The sequence below is a fragment of the Brevibacillus massiliensis genome (assembly GCF_000311785.1).
GTDB lineage: Bacteria > Bacillota > Bacilli > Brevibacillales > Brevibacillaceae > Brevibacillus_C > Brevibacillus_C massiliensis.
In genome coordinates, this window is sequence record NZ_HE978537.1 from 212,339 (window position 1) to 237,345 (window position 25,007).

General features: G+C 53.3%; 26 protein-coding genes, 1 pseudogene and 1 other annotated feature. Of the genes and pseudogenes, 11 read left to right on the forward strand and 16 right to left on the reverse strand.

Features of this window, described 5'->3' with window-relative positions; all coding sequences use genetic code 11:
- Positions 1-156: 156 nt before the first annotated feature.
- From HGBM_RS29450 to HGBM_RS08505, 4 genes and pseudogenes are all read left to right on the forward strand, one after another.
- A pseudogene (locus HGBM_RS29450) lies at positions 157-294 on the forward strand (alpha-hydroxy-acid oxidizing protein); the annotation flags it as partial.
- A 63-nt stretch (positions 295-357) separates the two neighbouring features.
- Entirely contained in the window at positions 358-1,467 is a 1,110-nt protein-coding gene (locus HGBM_RS08495; RefSeq protein WP_019120667.1) for a 2-keto-3-deoxygluconate permease, read from the forward strand.
- 85 nt (positions 1,468-1,552) lie between these two features.
- Positions 1,553-2,272 carry a FadR/GntR family transcriptional regulator gene (locus HGBM_RS08500; protein ID WP_019120668.1) on the forward strand — a complete coding sequence of 240 codons (720 nt, stop codon included), beginning with the start codon at positions 1,553-1,555 and terminating at the stop codon, positions 2,270-2,272.
- Positions 2,273-2,297: 25 nt separating this feature from the next.
- Positions 2,298-2,714: a thiol-disulfide oxidoreductase DCC family protein gene (locus HGBM_RS08505; RefSeq protein WP_019120669.1), complete on the forward strand. Its 417-nt coding sequence runs from the start codon at positions 2,298-2,300 to the stop codon at positions 2,712-2,714.
- Between the two features lie 13 nt (positions 2,715-2,727).
- Here the strand turns inward: HGBM_RS08505 and HGBM_RS08510 are convergent, their stop codons facing one another.
- The gene (locus HGBM_RS08510) at positions 2,728-3,621 is read right to left on the reverse strand and encodes a TIGR01777 family oxidoreductase (protein ID WP_019120670.1); all 894 of its coding nucleotides are present in this window, start codon (positions 3,619-3,621) and stop codon (positions 2,728-2,730) included.
- Positions 3,622-3,774: 153 nt separating this feature from the next.
- On the opposite strand from HGBM_RS08510, the gene HGBM_RS08515 reads away from it, so the two are divergent.
- The 4 genes from HGBM_RS08515 to HGBM_RS08530 all read left to right on the forward strand — a co-directional run bounded on the left by HGBM_RS08515 (position 3,775) and on the right by HGBM_RS08530 (position 6,296).
- Positions 3,775-4,380, forward strand: coding sequence for a TetR/AcrR family transcriptional regulator (locus HGBM_RS08515; RefSeq protein ID WP_019120671.1), 606 nt, complete (start codon positions 3,775-3,777; stop codon positions 4,378-4,380).
- Positions 4,381-4,382: 2 nt separating this feature from the next.
- A complete protein-coding gene (locus HGBM_RS08520; RefSeq protein WP_019120672.1) occupies positions 4,383-4,778 on the forward strand; it encodes a DUF5367 family protein in 396 nt (131 codons plus the stop codon).
- A gap of 107 nt (positions 4,779-4,885) precedes the next feature.
- Positions 4,886-5,815, forward strand: coding sequence for an NAD(P)/FAD-dependent oxidoreductase (locus tag HGBM_RS08525; protein ID WP_019120673.1), 930 nt, complete (start codon positions 4,886-4,888; stop codon positions 5,813-5,815).
- Between the two features lie 7 nt (positions 5,816-5,822).
- Positions 5,823-6,296 carry an NUDIX domain-containing protein gene (locus tag HGBM_RS08530; protein WP_019120674.1) on the forward strand — a complete coding sequence of 158 codons (474 nt, stop codon included), beginning with the start codon at positions 5,823-5,825 and terminating at the stop codon, positions 6,294-6,296.
- A gap of 40 nt (positions 6,297-6,336) precedes the next feature.
- On the opposite strand, the gene HGBM_RS08535 is transcribed toward HGBM_RS08530, so the two are convergent.
- The 3 genes from HGBM_RS08535 to HGBM_RS08545 are packed head-to-tail and all read right to left on the reverse strand — an operon-like array spanning position 6,337 to position 9,666.
- Positions 6,337-7,749: an MFS transporter gene (locus tag HGBM_RS08535; protein WP_019120675.1), complete on the reverse strand. Its 1,413-nt coding sequence runs from the start codon at positions 7,747-7,749 to the stop codon at positions 6,337-6,339.
- A gap of 17 nt (positions 7,750-7,766) precedes the next feature.
- Positions 7,767-8,885 carry a mandelate racemase/muconate lactonizing enzyme family protein gene (locus tag HGBM_RS08540; protein ID WP_026074283.1) on the reverse strand — a complete coding sequence of 373 codons (1,119 nt, stop codon included), beginning with the start codon at positions 8,883-8,885 and terminating at the stop codon, positions 7,767-7,769.
- A complete protein-coding gene (locus tag HGBM_RS08545) occupies positions 8,875-9,666 on the reverse strand; it encodes a TraR/DksA C4-type zinc finger protein (protein ID WP_019120677.1) in 792 nt (263 codons plus the stop codon). The genes HGBM_RS08540 and HGBM_RS08545 overlap by 11 nt, the downstream gene beginning before the upstream one ends.
- 227 nt (positions 9,667-9,893) lie before the next feature.
- Between HGBM_RS08545 and HGBM_RS08550 the strand changes: the two genes are divergently transcribed.
- From HGBM_RS08550 to HGBM_RS08560, 3 genes are read left to right on the forward strand one after another with little or no spacing between them, the layout of a single operon-like run.
- Positions 9,894-11,378, forward strand: coding sequence for a spore germination protein (locus HGBM_RS08550; RefSeq protein ID WP_019120678.1), 1,485 nt, complete (start codon positions 9,894-9,896; stop codon positions 11,376-11,378).
- Positions 11,379-11,382: 4 nt separating this feature from the next.
- Positions 11,383-12,489 carry a GerAB/ArcD/ProY family transporter gene (locus HGBM_RS08555; protein ID WP_019120679.1) on the forward strand — a complete coding sequence of 369 codons (1,107 nt, stop codon included), beginning with the start codon at positions 11,383-11,385 and terminating at the stop codon, positions 12,487-12,489.
- Between the two features lies 1 nt (position 12,490).
- The gene (locus HGBM_RS08560) at positions 12,491-13,576 is read left to right on the forward strand and encodes a Ger(x)C family spore germination protein (protein ID WP_019120680.1); all 1,086 of its coding nucleotides are present in this window, start codon (positions 12,491-12,493) and stop codon (positions 13,574-13,576) included.
- 55 nt (positions 13,577-13,631) lie between these two features.
- Here HGBM_RS08560 and ileS read toward each other — a convergent pair whose 3' ends face one another.
- The 12 genes from ileS to ftsZ all read right to left on the reverse strand — a co-directional run bounded on the left by ileS (position 13,632) and on the right by ftsZ (position 24,926).
- Positions 13,632-16,412 carry an isoleucine--tRNA ligase gene (gene ileS, locus HGBM_RS08565; RefSeq protein ID WP_026074284.1) on the reverse strand — a complete coding sequence of 927 codons (2,781 nt, stop codon included), beginning with the start codon at positions 16,410-16,412 and terminating at the stop codon, positions 13,632-13,634.
- A 59-nt stretch (positions 16,413-16,471) separates the two neighbouring features.
- Positions 16,472-16,704: a binding site (T-box leader), on the reverse strand.
- 49 nt (positions 16,705-16,753) lie between these two features.
- The gene (locus HGBM_RS08570; RefSeq protein WP_019120682.1) at positions 16,754-17,239 is read right to left on the reverse strand and encodes a DivIVA domain-containing protein; all 486 of its coding nucleotides are present in this window, start codon (positions 17,237-17,239) and stop codon (positions 16,754-16,756) included.
- Positions 17,240-17,344: 105 nt separating this feature from the next.
- Positions 17,345-18,118 (reverse strand): YlmH family RNA-binding protein, encoded by a 774-nt coding sequence (locus tag HGBM_RS08575; protein WP_019120683.1) that lies wholly within the window; start codon positions 18,116-18,118, stop codon positions 17,345-17,347.
- A 9-nt stretch (positions 18,119-18,127) separates the two neighbouring features.
- Entirely contained in the window at positions 18,128-18,406 is a 279-nt protein-coding gene (locus HGBM_RS08580) for a YggT family protein (protein WP_019120684.1), read from the reverse strand.
- 21 nt (positions 18,407-18,427) lie between these two features.
- The gene (locus HGBM_RS08585) at positions 18,428-18,847 is read right to left on the reverse strand and encodes a cell division protein SepF (RefSeq protein WP_026074285.1); all 420 of its coding nucleotides are present in this window, start codon (positions 18,845-18,847) and stop codon (positions 18,428-18,430) included.
- Between the two features lie 35 nt (positions 18,848-18,882).
- Positions 18,883-19,584 (reverse strand): YggS family pyridoxal phosphate-dependent enzyme, encoded by a 702-nt coding sequence (locus HGBM_RS08590; RefSeq protein WP_019120686.1) that lies wholly within the window; start codon positions 19,582-19,584, stop codon positions 18,883-18,885.
- A 1-nt stretch (position 19,585) separates the two neighbouring features.
- Positions 19,586-20,422: a peptidoglycan editing factor PgeF gene (pgeF, locus tag HGBM_RS08595; RefSeq protein WP_019120687.1), complete on the reverse strand. Its 837-nt coding sequence runs from the start codon at positions 20,420-20,422 to the stop codon at positions 19,586-19,588.
- Between the two features lie 143 nt (positions 20,423-20,565).
- A complete protein-coding gene (locus tag HGBM_RS08600) occupies positions 20,566-20,844 on the reverse strand; it encodes a YlmC/YmxH family sporulation protein (RefSeq protein WP_026074287.1) in 279 nt (92 codons plus the stop codon).
- A 152-nt stretch (positions 20,845-20,996) separates the two neighbouring features.
- Entirely contained in the window at positions 20,997-21,776 is a 780-nt protein-coding gene (gene sigG / locus HGBM_RS08605; RefSeq protein WP_019120689.1) for an RNA polymerase sporulation sigma factor SigG, read from the reverse strand.
- Positions 21,777-21,932: 156 nt separating this feature from the next.
- Complete coding sequence (gene sigE, locus HGBM_RS08610; RefSeq protein WP_019120690.1) at positions 21,933-22,655, reverse strand: RNA polymerase sporulation sigma factor SigE; 723 nt, start codon at positions 22,653-22,655, stop codon at positions 21,933-21,935.
- 2 nt (positions 22,656-22,657) lie between these two features.
- The gene (gene spoIIGA / locus HGBM_RS08615) at positions 22,658-23,617 is read right to left on the reverse strand and encodes a sigma-E processing peptidase SpoIIGA (protein WP_019120691.1); all 960 of its coding nucleotides are present in this window, start codon (positions 23,615-23,617) and stop codon (positions 22,658-22,660) included.
- A gap of 163 nt (positions 23,618-23,780) precedes the next feature.
- The gene (ftsZ, locus tag HGBM_RS08620) at positions 23,781-24,926 is read right to left on the reverse strand and encodes a cell division protein FtsZ (RefSeq protein ID WP_019120692.1); all 1,146 of its coding nucleotides are present in this window, start codon (positions 24,924-24,926) and stop codon (positions 23,781-23,783) included.
- Positions 24,927-25,007 lie beyond the last annotated feature (81 nt).

Below are 25,007 nucleotides of genomic sequence, written 5' to 3' on the forward strand. Positions count from 1 at the left end.
GCAAATCATATGATAATTTATTGAATTCCTATTTTTCTTTTGCTAAAATCCTCTTCAGATGATCATATATTTGCGTCTGGGAGGTGGAGCAAAGATGGATTCCAGCATTTAGGTTGAACTTTTCAAGAGCAAGAAGTACCGCGACGGCCGTTCCTCTACGGTTTGGCGGTGGCCGGCGAAGAAGGGGTAAGAACCGTCCTGCGAAATCTCATCTCCGATTTTAAGCTGACGATGGCTTTATCGGGCTTGCGTTCTACAGCCGAAATCGACAGCTCCATCCTCTTCCGAGTTTGAAAAAATGTTTTTGAAAGCGCAATCATCAGATAATCATACCTCCTTCGAAAGCGAGAGATGTCGATGCAGATCATGAAATCGGTGGAAAAAGTACCCGGGGGGCTCATGGTTGTTCCGCTGCTGCTCGGAGCCTTGTTAAATACGATTGACCAGATGCACGTTCCGTTTATCATGGAGTTCCTGAAAGGATTGGGAGCCGCGCCGACAGCGGACGGCAACTACGAGTTTTTGAAGATCGGCGGCTTTTCCGAGGCTCTGTTCAAGAACGGAGCGATTCCCCTGATCGCCCTCTTCCTGTTCTGCGCGGGCAGCCAAATGAACCTGCGGGTCGGCGGCCGCGCCCTGAAAAAAGGCGTTCTGCTTACGGCGAGCAAATACCTGACCGGCGTGGCAGTCGGGTTTCTCTTCGCCATGTTCTTCGATCCGATGAACGGACTGCTCGGCCTGTCCACATTGGCCATCATCGCGGCCATGACCAACGGCAACGGCGGGATGTACGTCGCCTTGACGGGACAGTACGGTAACCGCTCCGACGTCGGTGCGGTCTCGGTCCTGTCCCTGAACGACGGCCCGTTTTTCACCTTGATGGCGCTCGGCATGCTGGGCCAGAGTTTCCCGGTCATCGCCTTTATCGCCGTGCTCTTGCCGATTGGACTCGGCATGCTCCTCGGCAATCTCGATCCGCGGATTCGCGAGTTCTTAAAGCCCGGCGAGACTCTGCCCGTTCCCTTCTTCGCCTTTGCGCTTGGAGCGGGGATGAATCTGGCCAACTTTTTCAACCCGGAAGTCGTCGGCGCAGGTCTTGCCCTTGGGATCGGGACGACCGTCTTGACGGGGTTGACCGGGATCCTGGTATTTAAGATCTTTCGCGAAAAAAGCCAGATCGCTCCCGTTGCCGAAGCCTCCACGGCTGGCAACGCGGTCGGGACTCCGGCGGCGATTGCAGCGGCGGCGACCGTTGCCGCAGGCTCCGGGATGATGACCCAGGCCGAGGCTCAGGCCTACCACGATATCGTCAACATCGCCACCGCGCAAATATCGCTCTCCACCCTGACAACGGCCATCCTCTGCCCCGTTGCCGTGATTTTAATGGACAAATACCAGCGGCGCAAAGGCATTGACGGCAAGTTGGAGCCGGAAGAATTGAAGCAAGACAAACAGGCTGCTTCCTGACGAAGAGACAACCCCTAAAGCAGATGCTTTGGGGGTTGCTTGTGTAGTAAAATGAAAAGAGAACGAGACAAAGGATGGAATTACATTGCCAATTCAACAAATTTCCAGCAAAAAAATATACGAAGTGATTACAGATGAACTGAAGCAGATGATTCTGGATGGACAGTTAAAACCAGGCGACAAGCTGGACTCCGTGCAGCTGTTGGCGGAGAAGTTCCAGGTCGGACGCTCTGCCGTCAGGGAAGCGCTTAGCGCCTTGCAAGCGATGGGACTGGTAGAAATGAAGCAGGGCGAGGGCACCTTTGTCCGCAAATTCGAAACCTCCAGCCTGACCGCTCCCTTGTCCACCATACTGATGGGTTTTGAAGATATCCTGGAACTGCTGGAGATTCGCAAAATCCTCGAAGTCGGCAGCGCCGGTCTGGCAGCGCGGAAATGGGCAGATGAGGATTTGGCCGCCATCGAACAAGCACTCGAACACATGCGAGAAGGTGTCGACTCGGAAGAAGCCAGTGATCAGGCTGACATCGACTTCCATCAGGCCATCGCCTACGCCAGCCACAATCGCCTGCTGATCGACATGATGAAGACCATCGCCGGAGCCATGAACAAAAGCATGCGCAACACCCGGAAAATGTGGCTGTTTGGCGAGCGGGCCAGCGCAGAGAGGCTGTACAGGGAGCACGTGTTGATCTATAAAGCGATCCGCGACCGCGACGCCTTGATGGCGCAGCAAAGAATGCTGCACCATTTGCTGAAGGTAGAGGATGTGCTGCACAACCGCATGGAGCTCGGCGACGAGTGAAAACAGCTGAAGGAGGAGCGTTTCCATGGGACAAAAAACACCCGCTCCATCCGCGATTCTTCTCTTTGACGGCGACTGCAGCCTGTGCAGCCGCACCGTTCAATTCGTCATCCCCAGAGATCGGCAGGGCCGGGTAAAATTCGCTTCGCTGCAGTCGGAGGCGGGACAGCAGCTGCTTGAGAGGCATGGCTTGCCAGCGCAGGGTGCAGACACAGTCGTCCTCATCGAAGACGGCCGCTCTTATGTCAAATCAACGGCGGCTCTCCGGCTGCTGCGCTGCATGTCCGGCTTGTGGCCGGTACTGTACGCCCTGATTATCGTTCCCCTGCCGCTGCGCGACCGGGTGTACGACTGGGTGGCCCGCAACCGTTACCGCTGGTTTGGCAAGCAGTCCAGCTGCCTCATGCCGACGCCGGAGATCAGGGAGAGGTTCCTGGATTGACCTGGGGATGCCGTTATTTTCCCGCCAGCTGCTTGATCGCGTCATCTATCTCAGGGTAGCGAAACTGGAAGCCGCAATCGAGCAGCTTTTGCGGGATGACCCGCTGCCCTTCCAGCAGGAGGACAGCCAGTTCGCCAAAGATCAGCTTCATCAGCATGGCCGGAACGGGAAACCAATGCGGACGGCCCAGTCCTCTGGCAACGGCCCGGCCAAACTGGTCGTTGGTGACCGGGTTCGGGGCCGTGGCGTTGACCGGCCCGCTGACCTGCTCATTGCGGATGCAAAAATCGATCAGTCTCACCATGTCTTCGATGTGGATCCAGGACAGCCATTGGCTGCCGCTGCCGACCTTGCCGCCGACTCCCAGCCTGTAGGGAAGCACCATCTTCGGATAGGCCCCGCCGTCGTTTCCCAGCACGATCCCGACGCGGATTTTCACCGTCCGCGGCGCGTTGACCAGGTCGGCCGCCGCTTCCCACTTCTCCACGACATCGGACAAAAAATCGACGATTCGGGCGGGACTGCTCTCATCGTACGTATCTGTATCGGAAGTCCCGTAGATGGAGATGCCGGATGCGTTGACCAGCACCGGGGGTTTTTGTTCCAGCCTGTCAAACAGTTCTCCTAGCTTTTCGGCAGCCGTTAGGCGGGACGAGACGATCCGCTCTTTGGCACTCTGTGTCCACCTTTGGTTGATCGACTCGCCGGCCAGGTTGACCACGGCATCCAATCCCTCGAGCATATCCCGCTTGTCTGCCAGCTCGTCCCAGCTTACAACCTTGGCATCGGGCAAACCCCGTGCGCGTGAAGAACGGGAAATGGCGATAACCTCGTCGCCTTGACTTGCAAGATGCCTGACCAGATGCTTCCCGATAAATCCGGTTGCGCCTGTGACTGCGATTTTCATTTGCACCCCTCCGCTCTTGTCATGTTCCCTTCATTATAACCCAATACTTGGCAAAACGGATATCTGTTCTTCTTGACTGCAGCAGCCGCTTATTGTACATTTATGGAAAACAAATGTTAGTTGTTCGACTAACTTACTTAAAGGAGAGTCCCCATGGCGAAACCAAACGTCATATCCAAGCAGGATCTGATCGAATCAGCCAAGCAGTGCATCGTGGAACACGGGATTCAGCAGTTGACGCTGAAGGCGGTAGCCGAAAAGGCGGGCGTCTCACAGGGCACCGTCTACTATCACTTCCGGCAAAAAGAACAGCTTTTGCTTGATGTCGTAAGCGATCTCTGCCACAGCTCGTGGAAAAAGATCCAACAGCCGCAGCCAGGTGATCCGGATGTGATCCGTTCTGCATTGGAATCGGCCCGCAGCCGCTGCACGGCAGACTCGTCTTACCATCAGCTGTTCTTTTCCCTGGTCGTCTCCGGCCTCCAACACGAGGAGATCCGCAAACAGTTGGGGGAGCTGATCGAAACGGAAAACCGCTTTTTGCAAGATCAGCTCGCCGCCCTGTGGCCGCACCCGCCGGTACAAGGTGTCTCCCGAAAAACCTGGGCGATTCTGCTCAATGCGATGATTGACGGACTTGCCCTGCAGGCACTGGTATGTGAAAGCTTTTCCGCGGATGAGGTGTACGGCGAACTGTACCAGTTGATCCGCCGTATCACGGCCGTGTCCCAAGCGGCTCCAGAGTCAAGGGAGGAATAATCATGCCGCGAAAAAAATGGCTGCCCGCTTTGTCGTTCGCAGTCGGCGTCTGGCTCGTCGTCATTCTCTGTTTTCGCCTCTTCGGCCAGACATTATTGCTGCCGCCGGCCTCCGCTGGCCTCTCCCCCCTCCGGTTTGGCCTGTTGGAGGCTGTCACTGCGATCCTGTTGTACCTGGTTGCCTGGTGTTATGGCAAAGTCGACCGATCCCCTGAAGCGGGACGCCGCTTTGCCGTCATCGGCACGGCAACGGGACTCTGCCTGGATACGTTCGTATTCTGGAATCACGAGCTGTTCTTACCTGGTTGGTCCCCTGACCAACTGCTCTCATTCGCCGTCTGGCTCTGTTTTGCTTACGCTTTGTACCTGATCATTCCGCCCCTGGCCAATCGGACTTGAGGAAAACCAACGCCCTCATTTCCCGGCGCTGCAGCCGATGGTTTTTGGCGGGAAGGAATTCAACGTTTCCCATTGAATTAAACTAAGAGGAGACGATTGGAAAAGAAATGGGGAAACTCACGGTGGAAAACGTACAGGTGCTAATCGTCGGAGCAGGTATCGCCGGCATCGCAGCGGCAGTCTGGTGCAAGCGGCTGGGCCTGACAGCCGTTTGCATTGAACGCAGCGATCACATCGGCGGGCAGTTGCAGCAGATTCATAACGAGATCTGGGACTATCCGCCGAAGACCTATGCCAACGGCGCTGCCTTTCTTCAGGAATTGAAGGCGTTTGCCGCATCGGCAGAGGTGGATTGCAGGTTGAATGAAGCGTTGATCGCCATTGACATCAGCCAAAAACGGGTCGTAACGGAAAAGCAAACGTATCAGGTGGAGTACGTGATCCTGGCGACAGGTGTCAAGCAAAACCAGCTCTCTTCGCTCGCGGGCTCATCAATCGTCCTGCCGCCTTCCTTCTCTACCACGACACATGGAGCAAAGCTTGCGGGCAAGCGGATTTTGATCATCGGGGGCGGCGATCGGGCCTTCGAGAGTGCGTACAACCTGTCCGAATACGCCCGGCATATCTGGATTGCAGTCCGCGGAAGCCGCCTGCGGGCCCGGCCCGAGTGGACGAAGCGGCTGTCTTCCCGCTCCAACGTTACGCTGTTCATGGAAACGGAGTTGCTGCGGACGGCAGAGGAACACACGCCAAGAGGCGTCTTCCTGCAGATCCAAGGGCGGGTCGAGCCGCTTTTTCTTCCCGTAGACTGGGTCCTGCCGCGGATTGGCGTCAGGGGCAACAGCGATGAAGTACCTGGCTTGTCCCGCTACGGCGAAGGTTTTTTGCTGACCAATACGTTCCAGGAAACGAGCATTCCGTGGATTTACGCCGTCGGTGACGTAACCAACGGAGCAGCTTATGCTTCCCTTTCGCTCGCCGCGGGCCAGGCCATGAGAGCAACCAAGCACATATCACAGCAACTCAAAAAGGGATGAACACAAAATGTACTTCTTTTCGGATGACTTCGGGCTGCCGGTAGAGCTTACGTTTGACGAATCCGTTTACCGGAAGCGCACGGCTGGGCATGTACTGGTCTTTCCTTTTTTTGAAGGCAAGCTGCTGTTCACGGTTCACACCAAACGCGGCATCGAGCTGCCCGGCGGCAAGGTGGAGCCGGGCGAAACCAGTCTCGCGGCGGCTGTCCGCGAAACCTATGAGGAGACGGGATGCTCCCTTGACTTCATCCAAAAAATCGGCCAGTACGTGGTGGACCAGACGTTGGTCAAAGACATCTTCGTCGCCCGCGTGGAACAGCACGTCACGGAGATGAGAGGCGGCAGCGTAGGCGGTATGATGCTGTTTGAGACCATCCCGGAAGACGTCAAGAGAGACCCCCGCTTCAGCCGCTATCTGTACGACGATGTCTACCCGCTGACCCTCGCCTACCTCCGCGACAACGGGCTCATTCCCAATTAGACGGTAAACAGGTCTTGTGTCGTCCTTCGACCAAGACCTGTTACGTTTTCGATTTGGTTCTGCCTCTTTTTAAAAAGCTGCTGATCGGTCTGGCCGGATCGAAGCCGAGAATCTCATGCATCTCCTGCTGTTTTTTCGCTTCCTCATCCAATTCTGCGGGCTCTTCTTTTGCCTCTGCGGCCGCTTCCTTCATCTGCTGGAGAACTTCATTGTCATCCGCCGATTTTGCCGCGTCCGCCTGTCCCGCCGCGCTCTTCTGCTGCTGCTTGTGCTTTTGCGGCGTAATCAGGAAAAACGCGATGACTGCAAACAGGAGCGTTAAAGAAGCGATCGAGTAAAACATCACATTGGTGGAGAAGCCAAGCAGCCAGGTAAAGACAGGCGGCCCGACAGCCACGCCGATAAACCGGACGCCGTTGTACAGCGAGGTGATCATGCCTCGCTCCGATTTTTTTACGGCCCCGATAATCATGCTGTTCAGGCAGGGCAGGATCATCCCGGTGCCGATGCTGCCGATGACCAGAATGCCGACCAACAGGTAGACGTTTTTCATGAAGCTGGCCAGCAGGTAAGATAAGGAGAGCAGCAGCATTCCCGCAATGATAAATACCCGCATCAGCGTCAGCTTCTTTTTGATGATCGCCCCCGACAGATAGGCGGTTATGCTCATCGCCAACAGCGGGATCGCCAGAAAGCCTCCTTTTAATACTCCGTCGATGCCGTATTTCTCCTCGAAGAGATCAGACAGGTAAAACAGCACGCCAAACAGCGTGAACAGGCAAATGCTGCCGATGAAAAAAGCGGGAACCAGCCACTTGCCATGCTTCTTAAACACCTGCTTGATCGAGCCCAGGTACTGTTTGAAGGGCATCGGTTCTTTCTTTCGCTGCTTTTCCTTGACGAAGAAGGCGAAAAACAGCAGCGTAATGCCGCAAATGATCGGAAAGGCGAGAAACACCATGTACCAGGCGATCAGGGCCAGCAAGGAGCCGATGATCGGACTGAGCACCTTGCCCAACCCGTTTGAGGTTTCCAACAGGCCAAGCGCCCTGCTTTCCGCGGCGCCGTTAAACAAGTCCCCCACCAGCGCCATCGCGATTGGCGCAGTACCGGCAGCGCCAATTCCCTGGAGCACGCGGCCGATCATGATGATCGTGTACGGGTTTTTCCACCAGAGCGCAGCCAATCCGGCCAGCAGTCCGCCGATTCCGTACACCGACAGAGCGATTAATACGACCGCCTTCCGGTTAAACCGATCGGACAGGTAGCCAGCAAGCGGAATCACGATTCCTGCGGAAATCGAGAAAGCGGTAATGAGCAAGCTGGACTGTAACGACGTTAAATGCAACACAGATTTCATGGTCGGGAGCACCGGGATCAACATGGAGTTGCCCAGCACCATGACCAGCGGAACACCAGCCAAACCAAAGAGATTCTTCGTGCTTTGAGCCATGTCCACTCCTCGTCTCTTTAGATGTATGTTCTCTCGTCCCAACGAAAGGCAGCGATTCGCTCAAGATCGAGCTCCACTCCAAGCCCAACGCCGTCGGGAAGCGTCACCCTCCCGCCGCTTGGCGCCAGGGGCACAAGCTGCTGAAGGGGATTTTCCATCACGTCCCACTCTACCGGTTCCAGTTCCTCGTCGGCCATTTTACTCCAGGGCGGCAGGCATGCTTGGGCGAATAGGGCGTAAAGCCTGGACAGCGCTCCATCGAAAGCATGCGGTGAGACGCGCAGCCCAAACTGTCTGATTGTCTCCAGGGTGGAGCGGTAACTGTCAATTCCATCCAAATGCATCGTATCAGGCTGGGCGATATCGATTGCGCCTTGCGCCAGCAGGGGTAAAAACTGTTCTGCCGACTGCAGGTTCTCGCCGCCCGCCAGCGGGATAGACAGCCGGGAGCGAAGCAGCTTGTAATCAGCCGTTCGATTCATCGGCAGCGGCTCTTCCAACCACAGCAGGTTATCCCATTGCGAAAACAAGCGCTGCCACTCCATGGCCGTGGCGGCATCGTAACTTTGATTGGCGTCGAGAGCGATTTGCACCGCGCCTGCCAGTGAACTTTGCAGCGCCTGAATGTGCTTTTGGTCTTCCGCGATCCGCTTCCCGCCGATCTTTACCTTTACTTTGTCGAATCCGGCTGCGACCGCCTGTTCGACCAGCTTGATCGAATGACGCTGCCAGTCAGGCCGATCGCTGTAGGATTGAAAAGAAGCGTAGACCGGTACTTGGGCTTGCCATCTGCCGCCCCAGAGGTCACAGATCGAAAGCCCGGCGGCCTTGGCGGCAATTTCGGTGAGCGCCATGCTGACTCCCGTGGCTATTCGCTGATGCCATTTGTTGATTATTTTCACCAATGGACGTCGATTCGTTGCTGCTTTTCCAATCAAAAACGGGACGATTCGCTCGCGAAACCCGAGCTCCAGCGTAGGCAGCCAGTCGACGCATTCTCCCCAGCCTTCGAGACCGCTCTCTGTCCTCAGGCGAAACAGACAGCAGGTCCGGTATTTTTTGTAGCCGTTGGCATCTCCGTACGGCTGCGGCAGGCGGTACAGCAGCGGAAACGTGTCAACCTGTTTAATCGTCACCATTGCTGATGTCCTCTACTCCCGGTCCGGCGCCATCCTGATCCTCCAACTCGCGCAGGTACTCCTCATAACGAATAGAATTCCCTTTTCCTTCCCCTTTTTCCATATACGCTTCATACTGGAATCCACGGTTAAAATGGACGCTGTCCGGGCCGTGATAGCCGTGAATATCGGTGTAGGCGATCTGCTCTACCGGTTCGACAAAGCCGTCCGGCTCGCCTGATTCAATCATCATGTCATTGTAGTCCGTCTTGTCGTTGTCCTCGTAAGACCAAGGCGTGCTGGACGTACCCCAATTCTCTACGATCTGCCAGGTGTCTTCTCCGTCAAAAGCATTGGTGTCATCCCGCTCATCCAGCGATGAGCGGCCAAACGGGGGCATTTCAATTTGTTCTTCAATCGGCCGCTGATCATTCACGTCGGGGGCCGGAGCGTGTTCTTTGCAGGTGAGGGTATGGGGAATCGCTTCCAGCCGCTCTGCCGGTATCGGCTGGCCGCAGACGCTGCAGTACCCGTAACTGCCATCCTCCATCCGGCTCAGGGCCTGATCGATCTGACGCATTGTCTCTCGGTCGAGGAAGTACAGGGCGATGTCCTTCTCCCGTTCGAACATCTCTGTGCCGATATCTGCCGGGTGGTTGTCGTACATGGAAAACTCGGAGAAGGATTCGGACATCTGGTTCTCCAGGTTGTAGCGATTATTTTCTTCCAGGCTTGCCAGCAGGCTCTCCTTTTCGTCCAACAGCCGCCGCTTCAGCTTCGCGAGCAACTCCTTGTCCATGTGAGCACCTTCCTTTGTCGTTCTATTTGGCTAGTATGCCTCAAGTCGTTCCATCGAAAACTTTGCTTTGCACAGCTTTTTTGGAGGGCCTGTCGTTGTGGCCGAAGGGCTTGTTTTTGCATTTATGCTTCAGTGGACAAGTATTAGCTGAAACTAGTCCGTTCATAATAAGATGAATCATTTTGAACGGTACATAACCAAAAATCTTACATCAGGTGATGGTGTTTATGTTCTGGAAAAAAGGTAAGCGTGGCAACAACGATCGGAAAGATAAACCTCAGAATGCGACCCAGACAGCAGTAACGCTGGATGGCCTCAGACAATTTTTAGCCAACATGGAAGATGCAGAGATCATTCAACGCCAAACCAAAACAGGCCAAAAAATAACACTTGTTTATATCAGAACCTTAATCGACCAGGAACGTTTAAATGAATCCGTAATGGAACCGCTTACCCACTGTTCTCATGACACGATTCACGAATGTATAGCAACCTCCAGGCTAACAAATATCACCACTGTAGCGGAGGCAAAAAAACAGTTGGTACAAGGCTCCATACTGCTGAATGATTTGTCGCAGAATAAATGGTGGGCGGTACATCTGGAAAATCCATTGAGTCGCGGCATCGAATCATCTGCAACGGAAACGATCATATACGGAGCGAGAGACAGCTTCAGTGAACAAATTGAAAAAAATATCACGTTGATTCGCAGACGGCTGCCAATCACTGCCCTAAAAACGGAGAAGTTTACAATCGGTTCGCTAAGTCAAACAACAGTTGTACTCATGTATATTGAAGGGTTAACCAACCCTGATCATATTTCCAATGCGAGAAGCAAACTCTCCGCTATTGATTTTGATCAATTTCTTGATTCGTCCGAGGTTGCCTTTTTTATGGAAGATCATATACACAGCATCTTTCCACAGTTTCAAGAAACCGACCGCCCGGATGCCTGCGCATACTCATTGGGCTTGGGTAAACTAATTTTTTTGGTAGACAATACGCCATATGCCTTAATTGCTCCGATCACATTTTTTAATCTTTTTCAGTCTCCCGAAGATTACTTTCTTCGCTGGATCGTTGCCAGCTTTTTTCGTTGTATTCGATATCTCAGCTTTGTTCTTGCGGTGACACTGATCCCTCTCTATGTAGCGTTAACAACACATCACTATCAGATGATTCCACTGGAAATTATTTCGGTTTTACTGGAATCCAGGAGCAAGCTTCCCTTTACTCCCTTTTGGGAAGCGTTCCTAATGCTGATGACATTAGAGGTCATAAAAGAAGCAAGTCTGAGAATGCCGACAAAATCAGGTCAAACATTGGGAGTGATAGGCGGTATTGTCATTGGTCAAGCTACGGTTGCAGCCGGGTTCGCCAGTAAAGTGTTAATTGTTCTGGTTGGTATTTCCGCCATCGCTTCATTTTTGGTCCCCAATTACGAAGTGACCAAATCCAGCACGCTCATTCAATTTTTTTTCCTTGTACTTTCGGCTATTCTGGGGGTTTTTGGAATAGCACTGGGGGGAATAGCAGTTCTCGCTCACTTAAATGGACTTACTTCTCTCAAGCAACCGTATTTTGCTCCTGTAACTCCATTTTATAGAAAAGATTGGATAGATCTTTTCATTCGAGGTCCCCTGCTTTGGATGAAAACGCGCCCTGAGTATGTGTCTCCCCTTCAGAAATGGCGGTCCAACCGAAGGAGATGATTACATGGCAACATTTGCAAGTTCATCTACCTATAGCGGCGTTTATGTTGTATTCATGGTGAACAGGTTGCAAATCCTATTCACTATTCTGATCTTGCCTATGTATTTGGTACATTCCTACATGATTTGGGGAATTATCGCAATAGGAATTCTGTCACAGCTTAATCTGCTGATTCTATCGAAATGGTTTTCTTCCGATTTTGCTGCAAAGGGTTACAACGGGTTTGTGGAGCTTTTCGGTGAGAGGACGGTTCGTTTATTTGTCATTGCCGGGTTGTTCCCCATATTACTCAATATCGTCGTAAACACACTAGGTTATGTCCAAATGGTCCATACATTTATATTTCCCTCTATGGATAACAAATGGCTGATTTTATCCATATTCCTGGTGGGCTGTTATGTTGCCGCTAAAGGGATGGCGAATACAATCCGTTTTGTTATGATCGCCTTTTTAAGCGGGGCTTGGATCATTCTGCTGTTCCTTCCTTTATTCTTTCCGCCGGAAGCTTCGCTTTACGATTTATATCCCCTGGTCCCAACAGACTGGTCCATAGGCCCTTGGAAATCGTGGCTGGCCTTATGGTCATCTTTTTCAGGACCGGAATATTTAATATGTTTGACTACATGGTTAAGCCCACAACAAAAGATACGAAAATATTTAACTTTGGCGAATGCCATTACCGTCTTTGAATATGTGTATTTGTTCGTAGCATCGTTATTGTTTTTTGGTCCCCATTACTTGAACGCAATCAATTTTCCCGTGGTTCATATGGGCCGTTACCTGCAGTCTCCCGTAATTGAGCGGATTGATACGATTTTGCTCTCCATACATATGTTTAATTACGTGTTTGCTATTGCCATCTTGTTGTTATGCTTCTATGGGGCTGTTCGAATTATCTTGGGAAGATTGCATAAACAGACCACCCGAACCGGATATGTGTCAGCTTGTCTCGTGATACTTATTTGTATGTTCATTGTAGATAAGTGGTTTTGGAATGCGACCGCGAGAGAAAACTTCTGGGTGACCTTACAGATGTGGTTGGGAGCATTCACCTACTCCCTCATTCCGGTATTTCTTCTGTTGGCGATTAAACGAAAGGGAGCTGTCTAATATGGTGCATAGGAAACGGGCAGTGTTATTGGCCTTCTTCTTTAGTATTGTGTTAACCACGGGGTGTTCTCCGTTTGTGGAGAACAATACAATCGAAGAGATCGCCCCAGTGACTTTTTGGTATGTAAGCAGTGGTGGAGAAGGAAAGCTAAAAATCAGCACGTTGGTGCCGCCTCTGGTCAAAGAAAAAAAGCGTCTGCTCACGCTACAGGTTGAACTTGTGAAGCAAGGGATCAAGCAATTCAATTTAATCAATTACCGTGAATTGAAAGCCGGACAAACTCGCATGTTGCTCATCAGCGAAGAACTTGCGAAACAGGGAGTCATTTCGTTGATTAATACCTTGTTGACAGACCCTGAACTTTCTCAACGTCTTTATCTGGCAGTTGTAAGAGGAAATTTCGAAGACTACATAAGGAATCAATTGAATGCGCAGCCAAGCCTTGATTATTTTCTTTATGCCATGTTGAAACACTACGAAAAACATTATCAAGGTGAAATGACGATCGTCAATCTGCACCAATTTATGAAAAAGTTATACTCCCGATTTTCCGATCCGATATTACCAGTCTTCAAGGCCAACAAAAGCAGTTTCACTTACGAGGGAACCGCTTTTTTCAGAAATGACAAACTAGCAGCGACCATCAAAACTATGGACGATCAACTCTTCCAACTGTTTGACAACGATTACTACGTCAAGATTCTTGCTATGCCAGCGTTATCCGTCACGATCGGCCGTGTCCGCTCAACTGTTCATATGGAATTAGATGCCAATTATTCGTCACTGTCAATCAAAATAGATTTGAGCGGCAGAATTGAAGAATATCGGGGTGAGAAGAATATCCTCTATCCGGAAGAAGTAGCGAATCTCACGAACGAGATCAAATCCTATTTGGAGAAAAACACAAAGGCGTTATTTAAGAAAATGCAACAAGAGAAAGTGGATCCTCTGCAAGTAGGAAACCTCTCCCTCCACCCTTTTGCGAAGCCGCTTAAGAAAGAAGAGTGGTCAAGATACTGGCAACAAATGAAGATTAACGTCGACTATCAGCTTCATCTTCAACCTTTAATCAATATAAAAAAATAACCTCCTCCACTGGCATTTGTTCAGCCAGTGAGGAGGCTTTGCAGAGCATTAAACACTATTGTACGTCGGCAAAATGTTCTTCTACGATCGAGGCGCAGCGGCCGCACACTTCAGGATGTGCCGGATTGATCCCTACATCCGGTTTGACGATCCGGCAGCGCTCACACTTGACGCCTTCAGCGGGCAAGACCCGTACAGAAATCCCTTCCAGCGCCATTGCTTCTGCGGGTGCCGCCTCCGCCGGCGAGTGAAGGTCGACATGGGCGACGATAAACAGGTCAGCCAACTCGTTCATCTTCGTCAGCGTCTGGTACGCTTTTTCACCCGGGTACAGCTCCAGCTTGGCGTCGACGGAGTTGCCGAACACCTTTTGGCGGCGGGCTTCTTCCATCGCTTTCAGCACCTCGTCGCGGATCTCAAGGAAGTCGTTCCACTTGACTTCCGCCTCAGCGCCAAACGCCAGGTGCTGCTCATTAGGGCGCGGCATATCGGTCAACTGTACGCTCGCCTCGGAGACACCCGGAATGTAGCGCCAGACCTCATCGGCCGTATGCGGCAAGATCGGGGCGACCAGCCGGACCAAATCCAGCAGGACGTCGTACATGACGGTCTGGGCCGCCCGTCTTTTCACGCTGTCAGGCGCCTCGACATACAGGCGATCCTTGCAGATATCCAGGTAGAAAGCGGACAGGTCGATCGTACAGAAGTTGTGCACCGTATGGAAGACCGTATGGAATTGGTATTCGTCGTAAGCCTTGATCACGCGATCCGTCACTTTGGCCGCCTTTGCCAGCACGAAGCGGTCCAGTTCGTTCAGCTGCTCGTAGGAAACGCGGTCTTTTGCCGGATCAAAGCCGTTCAGGTTCCCCAGCAGAAAGCGGAACGTATTGCGGATTTTGCGGTACACTTCGGCGATCTGGCTGAGAATCGCATCAGAGATGCGCTGGTCTGCCTGGTAATCGACGGAAGCGACCCACAGGCGCAAGATGTCCGCTCCCAGCTTGTCGACCACCTCTTGCGGCACGATGACGTTGCCCAGTGATTTCGACATCTTGCGGCCTTCGCCGTCCAGCGTAAAGCCGTGGCTGAGCACTCCCTTGTAAGGAGCTTTGCCGTGCACGGCGACAGAGGTGGACAAGGACGAGTTGAACCAGCCGCGATACTGGTCGGACCCTTCCAGGTAGAGGTCGGCCGGCCAGACGAGATCATCGCGCTCGGCCAGAACCGCCTCATGGCTGGAACCGGAGTCAAACCAAACGTCCATGATATCCGTCTCTTTGCGGAATTCCTTCGCTCCGCAGCTCGGACAGGTCAGCCCCTGCGGTACCAGCTCCGCAGCATCGCGGGAGAACCAGACCTGGGATCCTTCTTGGCGGAACAGCTTGGACACGTGGTCAATCGTCTGATCGTTGATGATCGCTTCATTACAGGACTTGCAGTAGAAGATCGGAATCGGCACGCCCCAGACCCGCTGGCGGGAAATGCACCAGTCGCCGCGGTCGGCCACCATGTTGGCCAGCCTGGTTTCGCCCCAGTGGGGAATCCACTTTACCTCCTTGATCGCGTCGAGGAGCTGCTGGCGGAACCCGTCAATGGAAGCAAACCACTGTTCGGTGGCACGGTAGATCACCGGTTTTTTCGTCCGCCAGTCGTGCGGATACGAGTGGGTGATGAAGCCCAGTTTCAGCAGCGCCCCTGTCTCCTTCAGCTTTTCCGTTACCGCTTTGTTGGCGTCTTCATAGAACAGTCCGGCAAATCCGGGCGCTTCATCGGTCATCTTCCCTTCGTGGTCGACCGGACAGAGCACGCCGATGCCGTACTTCATCCCGATGTTGAAGTCGTCCTCCCCATGTCCGGGAGCGGTGTGGACACAGCCCGTACCGGCGTCAAGCGTGACGTGCTCGCCGAGCAGCAGCGGCGATTCCCGATCGTAGAACGGATGGCTCGTGACGATTCCCTCCAGCTCCGCTCCTTTGATCGTGGACAGCACTTCGACAGACTCCCAGCCGATTTCCTTGGCAGCGGCTTCGACCAATCCGGAGGCGAGCAGGTATTTGGCTCCGTCCGCTTTGACTACGCTGTACTCCAGTTCCGGGTGTACGCAGATGGCCAGGTTTGCCGGAATCGTCCACGGCGTCGTCGTCCAGATGACCACGCCTGTTTCCGTATCCAGCTTGCCCTTGCCGTCTTTTACCATGAAATTGACGTAGATGGACGGAGAGCGCTTGTCCTTGTACTCGATCTCTGCGTCGGCCAGCGCAGTCTCGGAAGACGGCGACCAGTATACGGAGCGCAAGCCCTTGTAGATGTACCCCTTTTTCGCCATTTCGCCAAACACTTTGATCTGCCGCGCCTCGTACTCCGGACGCAGGGTCACATACGGATTGGCCCAATCTCCGCGCACTCCCAGCCGCTTAAACTGCGAACGCTGCTTGTCGATGTACGACCAGGCGTACTCTTCGCAACGTTTGCGGAAGTCGTTCACTTCGATATTGCGGCGATCCAGACCTTGCGCGTTGATGATCGCCTGCTCGATCGGCAGCCCGTGCGTATCCCAGCCGGGTACGTAAGGAGCGTGGAAACCGGCCATCGACTTGTAACGAACGATGAAGTCTTTCAAAATTTTATTCAAGGCGTGCCCGATGTGAATGTCTCCGTTGGCATACGGGGGGCCGTCATGCAGAACGAAGAAAGGGCGGCCCTTGGTGCGTTCCTGCACTTTGGCGTAAATGTCCAGCTCATCCCAGTGCGCCTGAATTTCCGGCTCACGGTTCGGCAGGTTGCCGCGCATCGGGAATTCCGTTTTGGGCAAGTTCAATGTTTTGCTATAGTCGATACTCATCACTGTCACTCCTACTATTTGCTGTATTGGAACAAAAAAGCCTCCCCCATCCCCTTAGGGACGAGAAAGGCTCCCGTGGTACCACCCTATTGAATCAAAGACTTGATCCACTTAAAGCATTCGTAACGAGAATGACCCGCTCACCTACTGGCCAGGCCCTACGGCGCCCAGCGTTCGGATATGAACTCCCGGGTGATTTTCGGCAAAGTGTACTGATCAGGTTCGCAGCTCCCCCTGACTCTCTTGGCAGCCTTCTCTGCCTACTCGTCCCGTTCATCGTCAAATAAAAAGTTTGCTATAAATTATAACACCATTTTTAACAGAAAATCAAGCTCTTATGTTTCCGAGAGGCTGGCATTCGCCTCTTCAAGATCGTCCCAGTCGCCGTTTTCCAGCATCTCCAACTGCGCTTCGAGCAGCGTGCGAAAACGCATCCGGTAGACGGATGCCCGTTTTTTCAAATCTTCTATCTCAATCGCCACCTTGCGCGACTTGGCCAACGCTTCGTTGACGATCCGATCCGCGTTTTTTTCCGCTTCCTTTAAAATGAGCTGGCTCTCCTTGCGGGCGTTTGCTTTGACTTCTTCAGCCGTCTCTTGGGCCACCAAGATGGATTTGCTGAGATTCTCCTCCATGCTCTTATAATGCTCGACCCGCTCATTTAAGAGGGCAATCCGCTCCTCCAACTCTTTCTTTTCCTTGGTCAACAGTTCAAAGTCTTTGATGACCTGATCGAGAAACTCGTTGACTTCATCTACGTTGTACCCGCGAAAACCGGTACTGAATTCTTTGTTGTGTATGTCTAACGGAGTCAAAGGCACAAGAACACCCCTCTTCACCCTTTTATCAAAATGGTTTTTTCATAGAATTTCGACAGGAGTCAAGACTTTCCTGCTTTTTTTGCATTTTTTTCGCATCCTCCCAGGCTAGATGAAGACGCCGACTGTCAAGCGAATGCGTCCGCTCCGGGTTGTGCCGGATACGTCCAAAACCTTGCAGCGGCCCATGCCTGCAAGTGACAGCACATCGCCGGCTTGAACGAGATGAGACGGATCATCAACCACCTTCCAGTTTACTTTCACCTTTCCTCCCCGGATGGGAACAAGCGCTTTGGCCCGCGACAGGTGATAGACCTCCCCAAGCACCGCGTCAAGCCGCGGCGATGCCACGGTGATGCTCCTCTCGGCGAGGTTTCTGACCGGCGGCCGCAGCTGTGTCCAGGGGACGCTGACGAGTTCGACCGGGATGCGGTGAATCTGCGTGACTTGCGAGCGGGCAAACTCCACGATTTCCTTGGCGATCACGGTTTGGCAGCCCAACTCGTCCAGCAGGATATCGCCAAATTTTTCTCGTTTCAGCCCAATATGAAGGAGTGCCCCCATCACGTCCCGATGCTGCAGCTTCACGAAGCGCTGATCCCCCTTTATCTCGACGAGCGCGAGCCCGAAATCCTCCGCAGCGGGAGTGATGTACTCAGGGAAAACCAGTGCGCGTACTCGTTCAGCCTCAGGGTAACCGCCGTTCCCTTCCACCTTCACGTCTCTCACCTGTGAAGTGAGGCTTCTCAGGATCGCAAACTGCCGCGGATCGAGGAAATCGGTCAGACGTACTATATGTGTACGCTCCACCTGTCCCAATATTTCCAGCGACCGTTCGACAAAAGGCAACTCCTCTTTGCGAAAATGATCGTATAATCCCATCTGACTTCCTCACACGAAACGGTATCCCGTAATCATTCCCAGCAAGGTCAGCACACCGTAACGGGCAAACGTCAAAGCAATCAAAGCGACAATCGGGGAAATGTCAATAAAACCAAGCGGTGGAATAAACCGGCGAAACGGCGCCAGATACGGTTCAACCAACCGTTCCAACAATTGACCGATCTGGGTTTCGCGCATCTGAGGAACCCACGACATCAGCACGTAGGCAATCACCATAAACTGGTACACCTGAAAAGCAAAGTTAATGACATAAATTAAGCTGGACATAAATCACCTCAAAGTCGGTAGTTACTCTTCAATGACACCGGAAATCGTTCCCTGGATGTCGACGTTTTCCGGCGTGCAGACAAAAATGTGATCCCCCACCTTTTGGATGTCGCCGTTCAGCGCGTACACCGTTCCGCTTAAAAAATCGACAATCCGCTTCGCTTGTTCCTTCTCTACCCGCTGCAAATTGATGACGACAGGCCGGCGGTTGCGCAGGTTGTCCGCTATGTCCTGTGCATCACTGTAGTGGCGCGGCTCAAACAGCATCAGGCGGATTCCCGTCTGCTCCCGGGCTGCGTGCAGGCTGACCACGTTGTTTTTTACCGGCTGCTGCCGCTTGGAGAGGACCTCCTCCTTCTCGCGCTGTTCCTCGATCGTCTCTTCAATCAGCTCTTCTTGATCCAAGCCGAAAAAGCCCATGATTTTATTCATAACTCCCATCGTCTGCTTCATCCTCCCATCTGCCCCGAGGTTTGTCAGGGGCGCACCAAAATGGAGCCCAGGCGCACAAACGTCGCTCCTTCTTCAATCGCTACTTCAAAATCCCCGGACATTCCCATCGACAGTTCTTCAACGGTCACATGAGGCAGCTTCAGGGCTTGTAAGCGTTTTTGCCATTCCGCAAGGCCGCGAAAGACAGGCCGGGCCGCTTCCGCATTTTCGACCTGAGGAGCCATTGTCATCAGTCCGGCAATTCTTATATGTTTCATATTACTGGTTTCCTCGGCAAAAGCCAAGACATCACCCGGATTTAGCCCAAATTTTGTCTCTTCGCCGGAAATATTGATCTGTAGGAAGCAGGGAACGACAATATCCAAGGCAGCTGCCCGTTTTTCGATCTCCTCCGCCAGGGACATTCGATCCAGCGAATGGATGTAGTCAAACCGGCCTACCACTTCTTTTACCTTGTTGGTCTGCAGATGGCCAATAAAATGCCAGGTTCCCGTTTCGCCAAATCGCTGCCACTTCGGCAAAGCGTCCTGCACCCGATTCTCGCCGATATGCCCGACGCCTGCGGCCAGGATTTCCCCTACAGCTGCGGCGTCGACGTACTTGGTGACGGCGATGATTTTCACGTCTTCCCGGTTTCGGCCGCTGCGCCTGCATGCTGCCTCAATCCGCTGCTCAATCTCCTTCAGGCGGTTTTGCACCATCTCTTTCGTCACAAGTTGCTCCATCCTAGGAAACATCTCCTTCCGCTCGCCAACCGATGAACGACGCCATCCGGCCGGTCTTGCCCGCTTCTCCGCGATGGGAGAAAAACAAATCTTTACGACAGTTCGTACACCACTCCGTGCGTAAAATCCGCTCTTTTGCCACACCCGCCTCCTCGAGGATCAGCTCATTGAGGAGCGGCAAATCGAGCAGATAACGATCTTCCACTTTATCCGGAACCACCGCCGCGCTCCAGCGCGCGGTTGCGGCCTGTACCTGTATTACGATTCGCCCGTCCACCTGGTAGCAGCACCCGCCGATCGCAGGACCGATTGCCACCAGCAGCTTGGACGGATCTGAGCCGTACTCTCTTGCAAAAGCCTTGACCATTTCCGAGGAAATCTTCCCTACCGTGCCCTTCCAGCCTGCATGTGCAAGGCCGACCGCACTGGACTTTGGATCGAGAAAGTACAGCGGGACACAATCGGCATAAAAGGATGTGAGCAGGACATCAGACAGGTCTGTATGTAATCCGTCTGCTGCGGGAATCGCCTCCTGCAGCTGTTCTCTTCCCGCTCCCCGTCTGTCTGCCGTTACCCGGCAAATCTTCGTGCCGTGCACCTGATCCCCGCAGGTCCAGGATGAAAAAGGAAACCCCAGCCGCTTCGTCAAAAGACGCCTGTTGGCGACAACCTCAGCCGGATCGTCCCCCACGTGCAAACCGTGATTTTGGGAGGAAAACGGAGGTCGGCTATGGCCGCCTGTCCGAAGCGTGAAACCCGCGCATAAACCGGGATACATTGCCTCCCATTCGCGCAGGTGCAGCGTATGGGTATGCTCAGACCTGACAAATGATTCCAACTAGACAACCCTCCCGGCATGTTCTTAGCTATTCTCATCTTACCCAGTTTCGTCCAAAGCCGCAACACGTACAAAAGTACCACCCTATGGCGAAGAGGCCCGAGGCTGCATCTGCAGCTCGGGCCCTTTGTGACGTCGCATCCTTATGCACGGTAATCATCCTCCTGTTTTGCCTCCAGCCGGAGAGCCTCCTCCAGCCGCACCAGAACAACGTCTTTGCCTATTTTCACAATGTTTCTCCAGGGGATCACATAGTCGTTTCCAGAGCTGAACAGACCGAGGAACTTTCCCGGACCGGGGATGATAATCGCTTCGACGCGGCCCTGCCGAAGGTCAATCTCCAGGTCGGATATCTGTCCCAGACGTTTGCCGTCCAGGATGTTGACGACCTCTTTCGTCTGAAATTCCGATATTTTCACCATACCGCTCACCCACTTTTTATCCTCCATACACCATGTATATGTTGCCGGCCGCTGCTTTACTCCAAGAAACCAGACCGGCAAGGCCATCTTTCTGCCCTGATGCAGAAAGAAAAACAAAAGCTCCCGCCTGGCAGGAAGCTCTTTTGCAATGGCTAGATTTGCACGTGTTTTTGCATGTGGGCGATGGCCGCCTTTTCCAGCCGGGAGACCTGTGCCTGTGAAATACCGATCTCCTCCGCTACTTCCATCTGTGTTTTCCCTTCGTAAAAGCGCATGGATAAGATCATTTTTTCCCTTTCTCCGAGCCGCTGCATGCCCTCCCTGAGGGCGATTTCTTCTACCCACAAGACGTCCTTGTTCTTCTCGTCGCTGATCTGGTCCATGACGTAGATCGGATCGCCGCCGTCCTGATAAATAGGCTCAAAGAGCGAGACGGGGTCCTGGATCGCGTCAAGTGCGAATACGACGTCTTCTTTGGGGACGTTCAGCTCTTCTGATATCTCCATGATCGTCGGTTCCCGAGAGTGCTTGTTCGTCAGGTTGTCCCGTACCTGAAGGGCTTTGTAGGCGATGTCGCGAAGGGAGCGCGAGACGCGAATCGGGTTGTTGTCGCGCAGGTAGCGGCGGATTTCCCCGATGATCATCGGTACAGCATACGTGGAAAATTTGACATTCTGCCCCAGATCAAAATTGTCGATGGCCTTCATCAAGCCAATGCAGCCAACTTGAAACAAGTCGTCGACGTATTCCCCCCGGTTGTTAAAGCGCTGGATGACGCTGAGGACGAGCCGCAAATTGCCGTTCACCAGCTTTTCACGCGCGGAATACTCGCCACCTTGCAATCGCACGAAGAGTTCCCGCATCTCCTTATTGGTCAGTACGGGAAGCTTTGAGGTGTCTACTCCACAGATCTCTACCTTGTTGCGCGTCACGTCATTCCCTCCTTGGAGAAGCAAAAGTTCCTATTCCGGATGTCGAAAGGCCGCGTGGCGGGCGCCTAAGCTGCCGAGTGGAGGGGTCCGCAAAGCGGACATCCACTTTCTGGTACGGTCTAGGAACAGTATCTCCCCGAGTTGGGAATTTATGCGTTACACCATCTTGTTGAATTCTTTTCGCAAACGCTTGATAATTCGCTTTTCAAGCCGGGAAATGTACGACTGGGAGATGCCCAACAGATCCGCCACGTCCTTCTGGGTCTTCTCCTCTTCGCCGGAGAGGCCGAAGCGCAGCTCCATGATCGTCCGCTCCCGTTCGGTAAGCTTATCCAACGCCTTTTTCAACAGTTTTCGATCCACCTGGTCTTCAATATTGCGATAGATCGTATCGTTCTCCGTCCCCAAAACATCGGACAGCAGCAGCTCATTTCCGTCCCAGTCGATGTTGAGCGGTTCGTCAAAGGAGACTTCAGATCGGATCTTATTGTTCCGCCGCAGGTACATCAAAATCTCATTTTCGATGCAGCGCGATGCATACGTCGCCAGCTTGATGTTCTTCTCGGGATCAAACGTATTGACCGCTTTGATCAGGCCGATCGTCCCGATGCTGACCAGGTCCTCGATATTGATCCCGGTGTTTTCAAACTTTCGGGCGATATAGACAACCAGCCGGAGATTTCGCTCGATCAGCATGCTGCGTACGGCTACATCGCCAGATGGAAGGCGAGCGAGCAGAATTTCTTCTTCTTCTCGCGTCAGAGGGGGTGGCAGGGCTTCACTGCCGCCGATGTAGTAGATCTCTTCTCCACGGACACCCAGCAGCAATAAAAGACGGTACCAGAATAATTGGACAGATAGACGAATTTTTACGTACATTGCTAGCCCTCCTGTTCAAAAGGTTTAGACTCCTCTTCTGCAGCAGCCTGCAAAAGAGCGGGATGAACAATGGCCTGGTAGTTACCGTTGGCGGCCAGCGGGATCGGGTTCAGTCCGATGAGAACCTTCTGGCTTTCAAAGCGTCTGCCGTTTTGCCTGACGACGAACGTCTCCGGCTTGATTGCGACAAGAAAATCCATACCGCGCGATACGCTGCGAAAAGGAACCAGCCGCAGCCTGTTCTGCCACTCTTGCGGCAGCTCGGGAATGATCTGCTCGAGACTGTCCAGCTTCTCCTCCCGGGCGACCAGACTGGCCAATTCGGCAGGCAGCAGGCGGGCGAACAAACGGGCCTCCATAATCGTTACGGGTATCCGCGTGATCGGCTCGTAGAGCTGGTTGCCCGTGTCGACCAATCCCCGGCAGATCACGCTTTCCCCGGCCACCTTGGCCGCCACTTCCACGTGGAAGGCTTCCAACCGCTTCGGTTCCGAGATGGCATGATAGCTCCGCCGGCTGAGAAAGTAGACCAAGACAAAACCGGACAGTACCACGATCACCGTCGGCTTGGAGCCGACTCCAAAGCTGTCGCTGTGCACCGCCAATATCCCGCCTACCACTTCACTCTGCGAGGACAAAAGGTAATGCAGTCCATAAACCCCTCCACCGAAAACAAAGGCGACAAAATAAAAAATGCAGAGGTTTTGCAGAAAGGTGAGCAGCCTGCGAAAACCAAAGGCGATCCACATCATCGCTGTGGAGAAAGACAGCTTGACCGCCCATTGAAACAACCCGGCGAACTCGGGCAAAAAGTAAAAGGCGACATAGGCAGTTCCGAACGCCGCCGCTGCAGCCAATCTCCACCAGACGATTTTTTCTTTGCGGAAGAAGGCGGTAAACCACAACAATAAAACATCGATCGCAAAATTGAGGAGTAAAATGATATCGAGGTAGACAACCATCATCCTCACCCCCGTCCGGCAAGGACAGTATATATCAATGTTTATTCAAAGTCTGTCACATCTTGACAGCTTACCCGTACTTTTTTTGTAGAAAGGAGAGGATAAAAAAACAGCCTATCCCGGCAGGATAAGCTGTTTTCGCCGATCGATTGCACGATCCGGATTACTTCTTGTTTCTGCGGCGGTTGCGCAGGAAGGCGGGAATGTCCAGATTGTCGAGATTGCTCATCGAAAATACGGACTTCTCGACTTCTTCTTCGCGGCTTCTGGCGGTTGGCGCAGCAGACGACTGCTGCTGTGCCGGACGGATGCTGCCTGCCGCAGGACGGCGTTCTGCGGCGCTTTGCTGCTGCTGCTTCTCTTCAAAGCCGGTCGCGATGACCGTAACGACGATCTCGTTTTTCAGATCCTCGTTGATCACTGCGCCAAAAATCATGTTGACGTCGAGGTCGGCAGCAGACGAAACGATATCGGCCGCTTCGTTTACCTCGTACAAGCTTAAATTCGTACCGCCCGTAATGTTCATCAAGACACCGCGGGCTCCGTCAATCGAAGTCTCCAGCAGCGGGCTGGAGATGGCCCGGCGGGCAGCTTCCGCAGCGCGGTTTTCCCCGCTGCCGATACCGATCCCCATCAGCGCGGAACCGCGTTCGGTCATAATCGTCTTCACGTCGGCGAAGTCGAGGTTGATCAAGCCAGGCACGGCGATCAATTCGGATATGCCTTGGACACCTTGGCGCAGCACGTTGTCCGCCTCGCGGAACGCTTCGAGCATCGGCGTGTTTTTATCGACAATCTCCAGAATGCGGTCATTGGGAATGACGATGAGTGTATCCACTTTTTCTTTCAGACTGGCAATCCCGCTCTCCGCTTGCAGCGAGCGCTTGCGGCCCTCAAAGGAGAACGGGCGCGTGACTACACCTACGGTCAGGGCACCCAGTTCTTTGGCGATTTCTGCGATGACAGGAGCAGCGCCAGTACCCGTGCCTCCGCCCATTCCGGCCGTGACAAAGACCATGTCGGCACCCCGCAGGGCGTGTTCGATCATTTCGCGGCTTTCTTCCGCCGCTTTTTTTCCCACTTCCGGGTTGGCTCCGGCTCCCAAACCGCGAGTCAGCTTCTCGCCGATCTGCAGTTTCGACTCGGCACTGGACAGGTGAAGAGCTTGAGCATCCGTGTTGACGGTAATAAATTCTACTCCCCTGACGCCAGCAGCGATCATGCGGTTTACTGCATTGCTCCCGCCGCCGCCGCAACCGATAACTTTAATTCGGGCAAATTGTTCCATCTCTAAGTCAAATTCCAGCATCTTGCCTGTTCCTCCTCATCTTTGCTACACGCTGAAGGAGCATCTGCCCACGATAATTCCTTGAGGGCGCCCTTGTTTCGT

Excerpts from the sequence above, each read along its gene's own strand:
- HGBM_RS08495 (WP_019120667.1), top strand. The coding sequence starts at position 358 with ATGCAGATCATGAAATCGGTGGAAAAAGTACCCGGGGGGCTCATGGTT.
- HGBM_RS08505 (WP_019120669.1), top strand. The coding sequence starts at position 2,298 with ATGGGACAAAAAACACCCGCTCCATCCGCGATTCTTCTCTTTGACGGC.
- HGBM_RS08510 (WP_019120670.1), bottom strand. The coding sequence starts at position 3,621 with ATGAAAATCGCAGTCACAGGCGCAACCGGATTTATCGGGAAGCATCTG.
- HGBM_RS08515 (WP_019120671.1), top strand. The coding sequence starts at position 3,775 with ATGGCGAAACCAAACGTCATATCCAAGCAGGATCTGATCGAATCAGCC.
- HGBM_RS08520 (WP_019120672.1), top strand. The coding sequence starts at position 4,383 with ATGCCGCGAAAAAAATGGCTGCCCGCTTTGTCGTTCGCAGTCGGCGTC.
- HGBM_RS08525 (WP_019120673.1), top strand. The coding sequence starts at position 4,886 with ATGGGGAAACTCACGGTGGAAAACGTACAGGTGCTAATCGTCGGAGCA.
- HGBM_RS08530 (WP_019120674.1), top strand. The coding sequence starts at position 5,823 with ATGTACTTCTTTTCGGATGACTTCGGGCTGCCGGTAGAGCTTACGTTT.
- HGBM_RS08535 (WP_019120675.1), bottom strand. The coding sequence starts at position 7,749 with ATGGCTCAAAGCACGAAGAATCTCTTTGGTTTGGCTGGTGTTCCGCTG.
- HGBM_RS08545 (WP_019120677.1), bottom strand. The coding sequence starts at position 9,666 with ATGGACAAGGAGTTGCTCGCGAAGCTGAAGCGGCGGCTGTTGGACGAA.
- HGBM_RS08550 (WP_019120678.1), top strand. The coding sequence starts at position 9,894 with ATGTTCTGGAAAAAAGGTAAGCGTGGCAACAACGATCGGAAAGATAAA.
- HGBM_RS08555 (WP_019120679.1), top strand. The coding sequence starts at position 11,383 with ATGGCAACATTTGCAAGTTCATCTACCTATAGCGGCGTTTATGTTGTA.
- HGBM_RS08560 (WP_019120680.1), top strand. The coding sequence starts at position 12,491 with ATGGTGCATAGGAAACGGGCAGTGTTATTGGCCTTCTTCTTTAGTATT.
- HGBM_RS08575 (WP_019120683.1), bottom strand. The coding sequence starts at position 18,118 with ATGGGATTATACGATCATTTTCGCAAAGAGGAGTTGCCTTTTGTCGAA.
- HGBM_RS08580 (WP_019120684.1), bottom strand. The coding sequence starts at position 18,406 with ATGTCCAGCTTAATTTATGTCATTAACTTTGCTTTTCAGGTGTACCAG.
- HGBM_RS08585 (WP_026074285.1), bottom strand. The coding sequence starts at position 18,847 with ATGGGAGTTATGAATAAAATCATGGGCTTTTTCGGCTTGGATCAAGAA.
- HGBM_RS08590 (WP_019120686.1), bottom strand. The coding sequence starts at position 19,584 with ATGGAGCAACTTGTGACGAAAGAGATGGTGCAAAACCGCCTGAAGGAG.
- HGBM_RS08600 (WP_026074287.1), bottom strand. The coding sequence starts at position 20,844 with ATGGTGAAAATATCGGAATTTCAGACGAAAGAGGTCGTCAACATCCTG.
- sigE (WP_019120690.1), bottom strand. The coding sequence starts at position 22,655 with ATGTACGTAAAAATTCGTCTATCTGTCCAATTATTCTGGTACCGTCTT.
- spoIIGA (WP_019120691.1), bottom strand. The coding sequence starts at position 23,617 with ATGGTTGTCTACCTCGATATCATTTTACTCCTCAATTTTGCGATCGAT.
- ftsZ (WP_019120692.1), bottom strand. The coding sequence starts at position 24,926 with ATGCTGGAATTTGACTTAGAGATGGAACAATTTGCCCGAATTAAAGTT.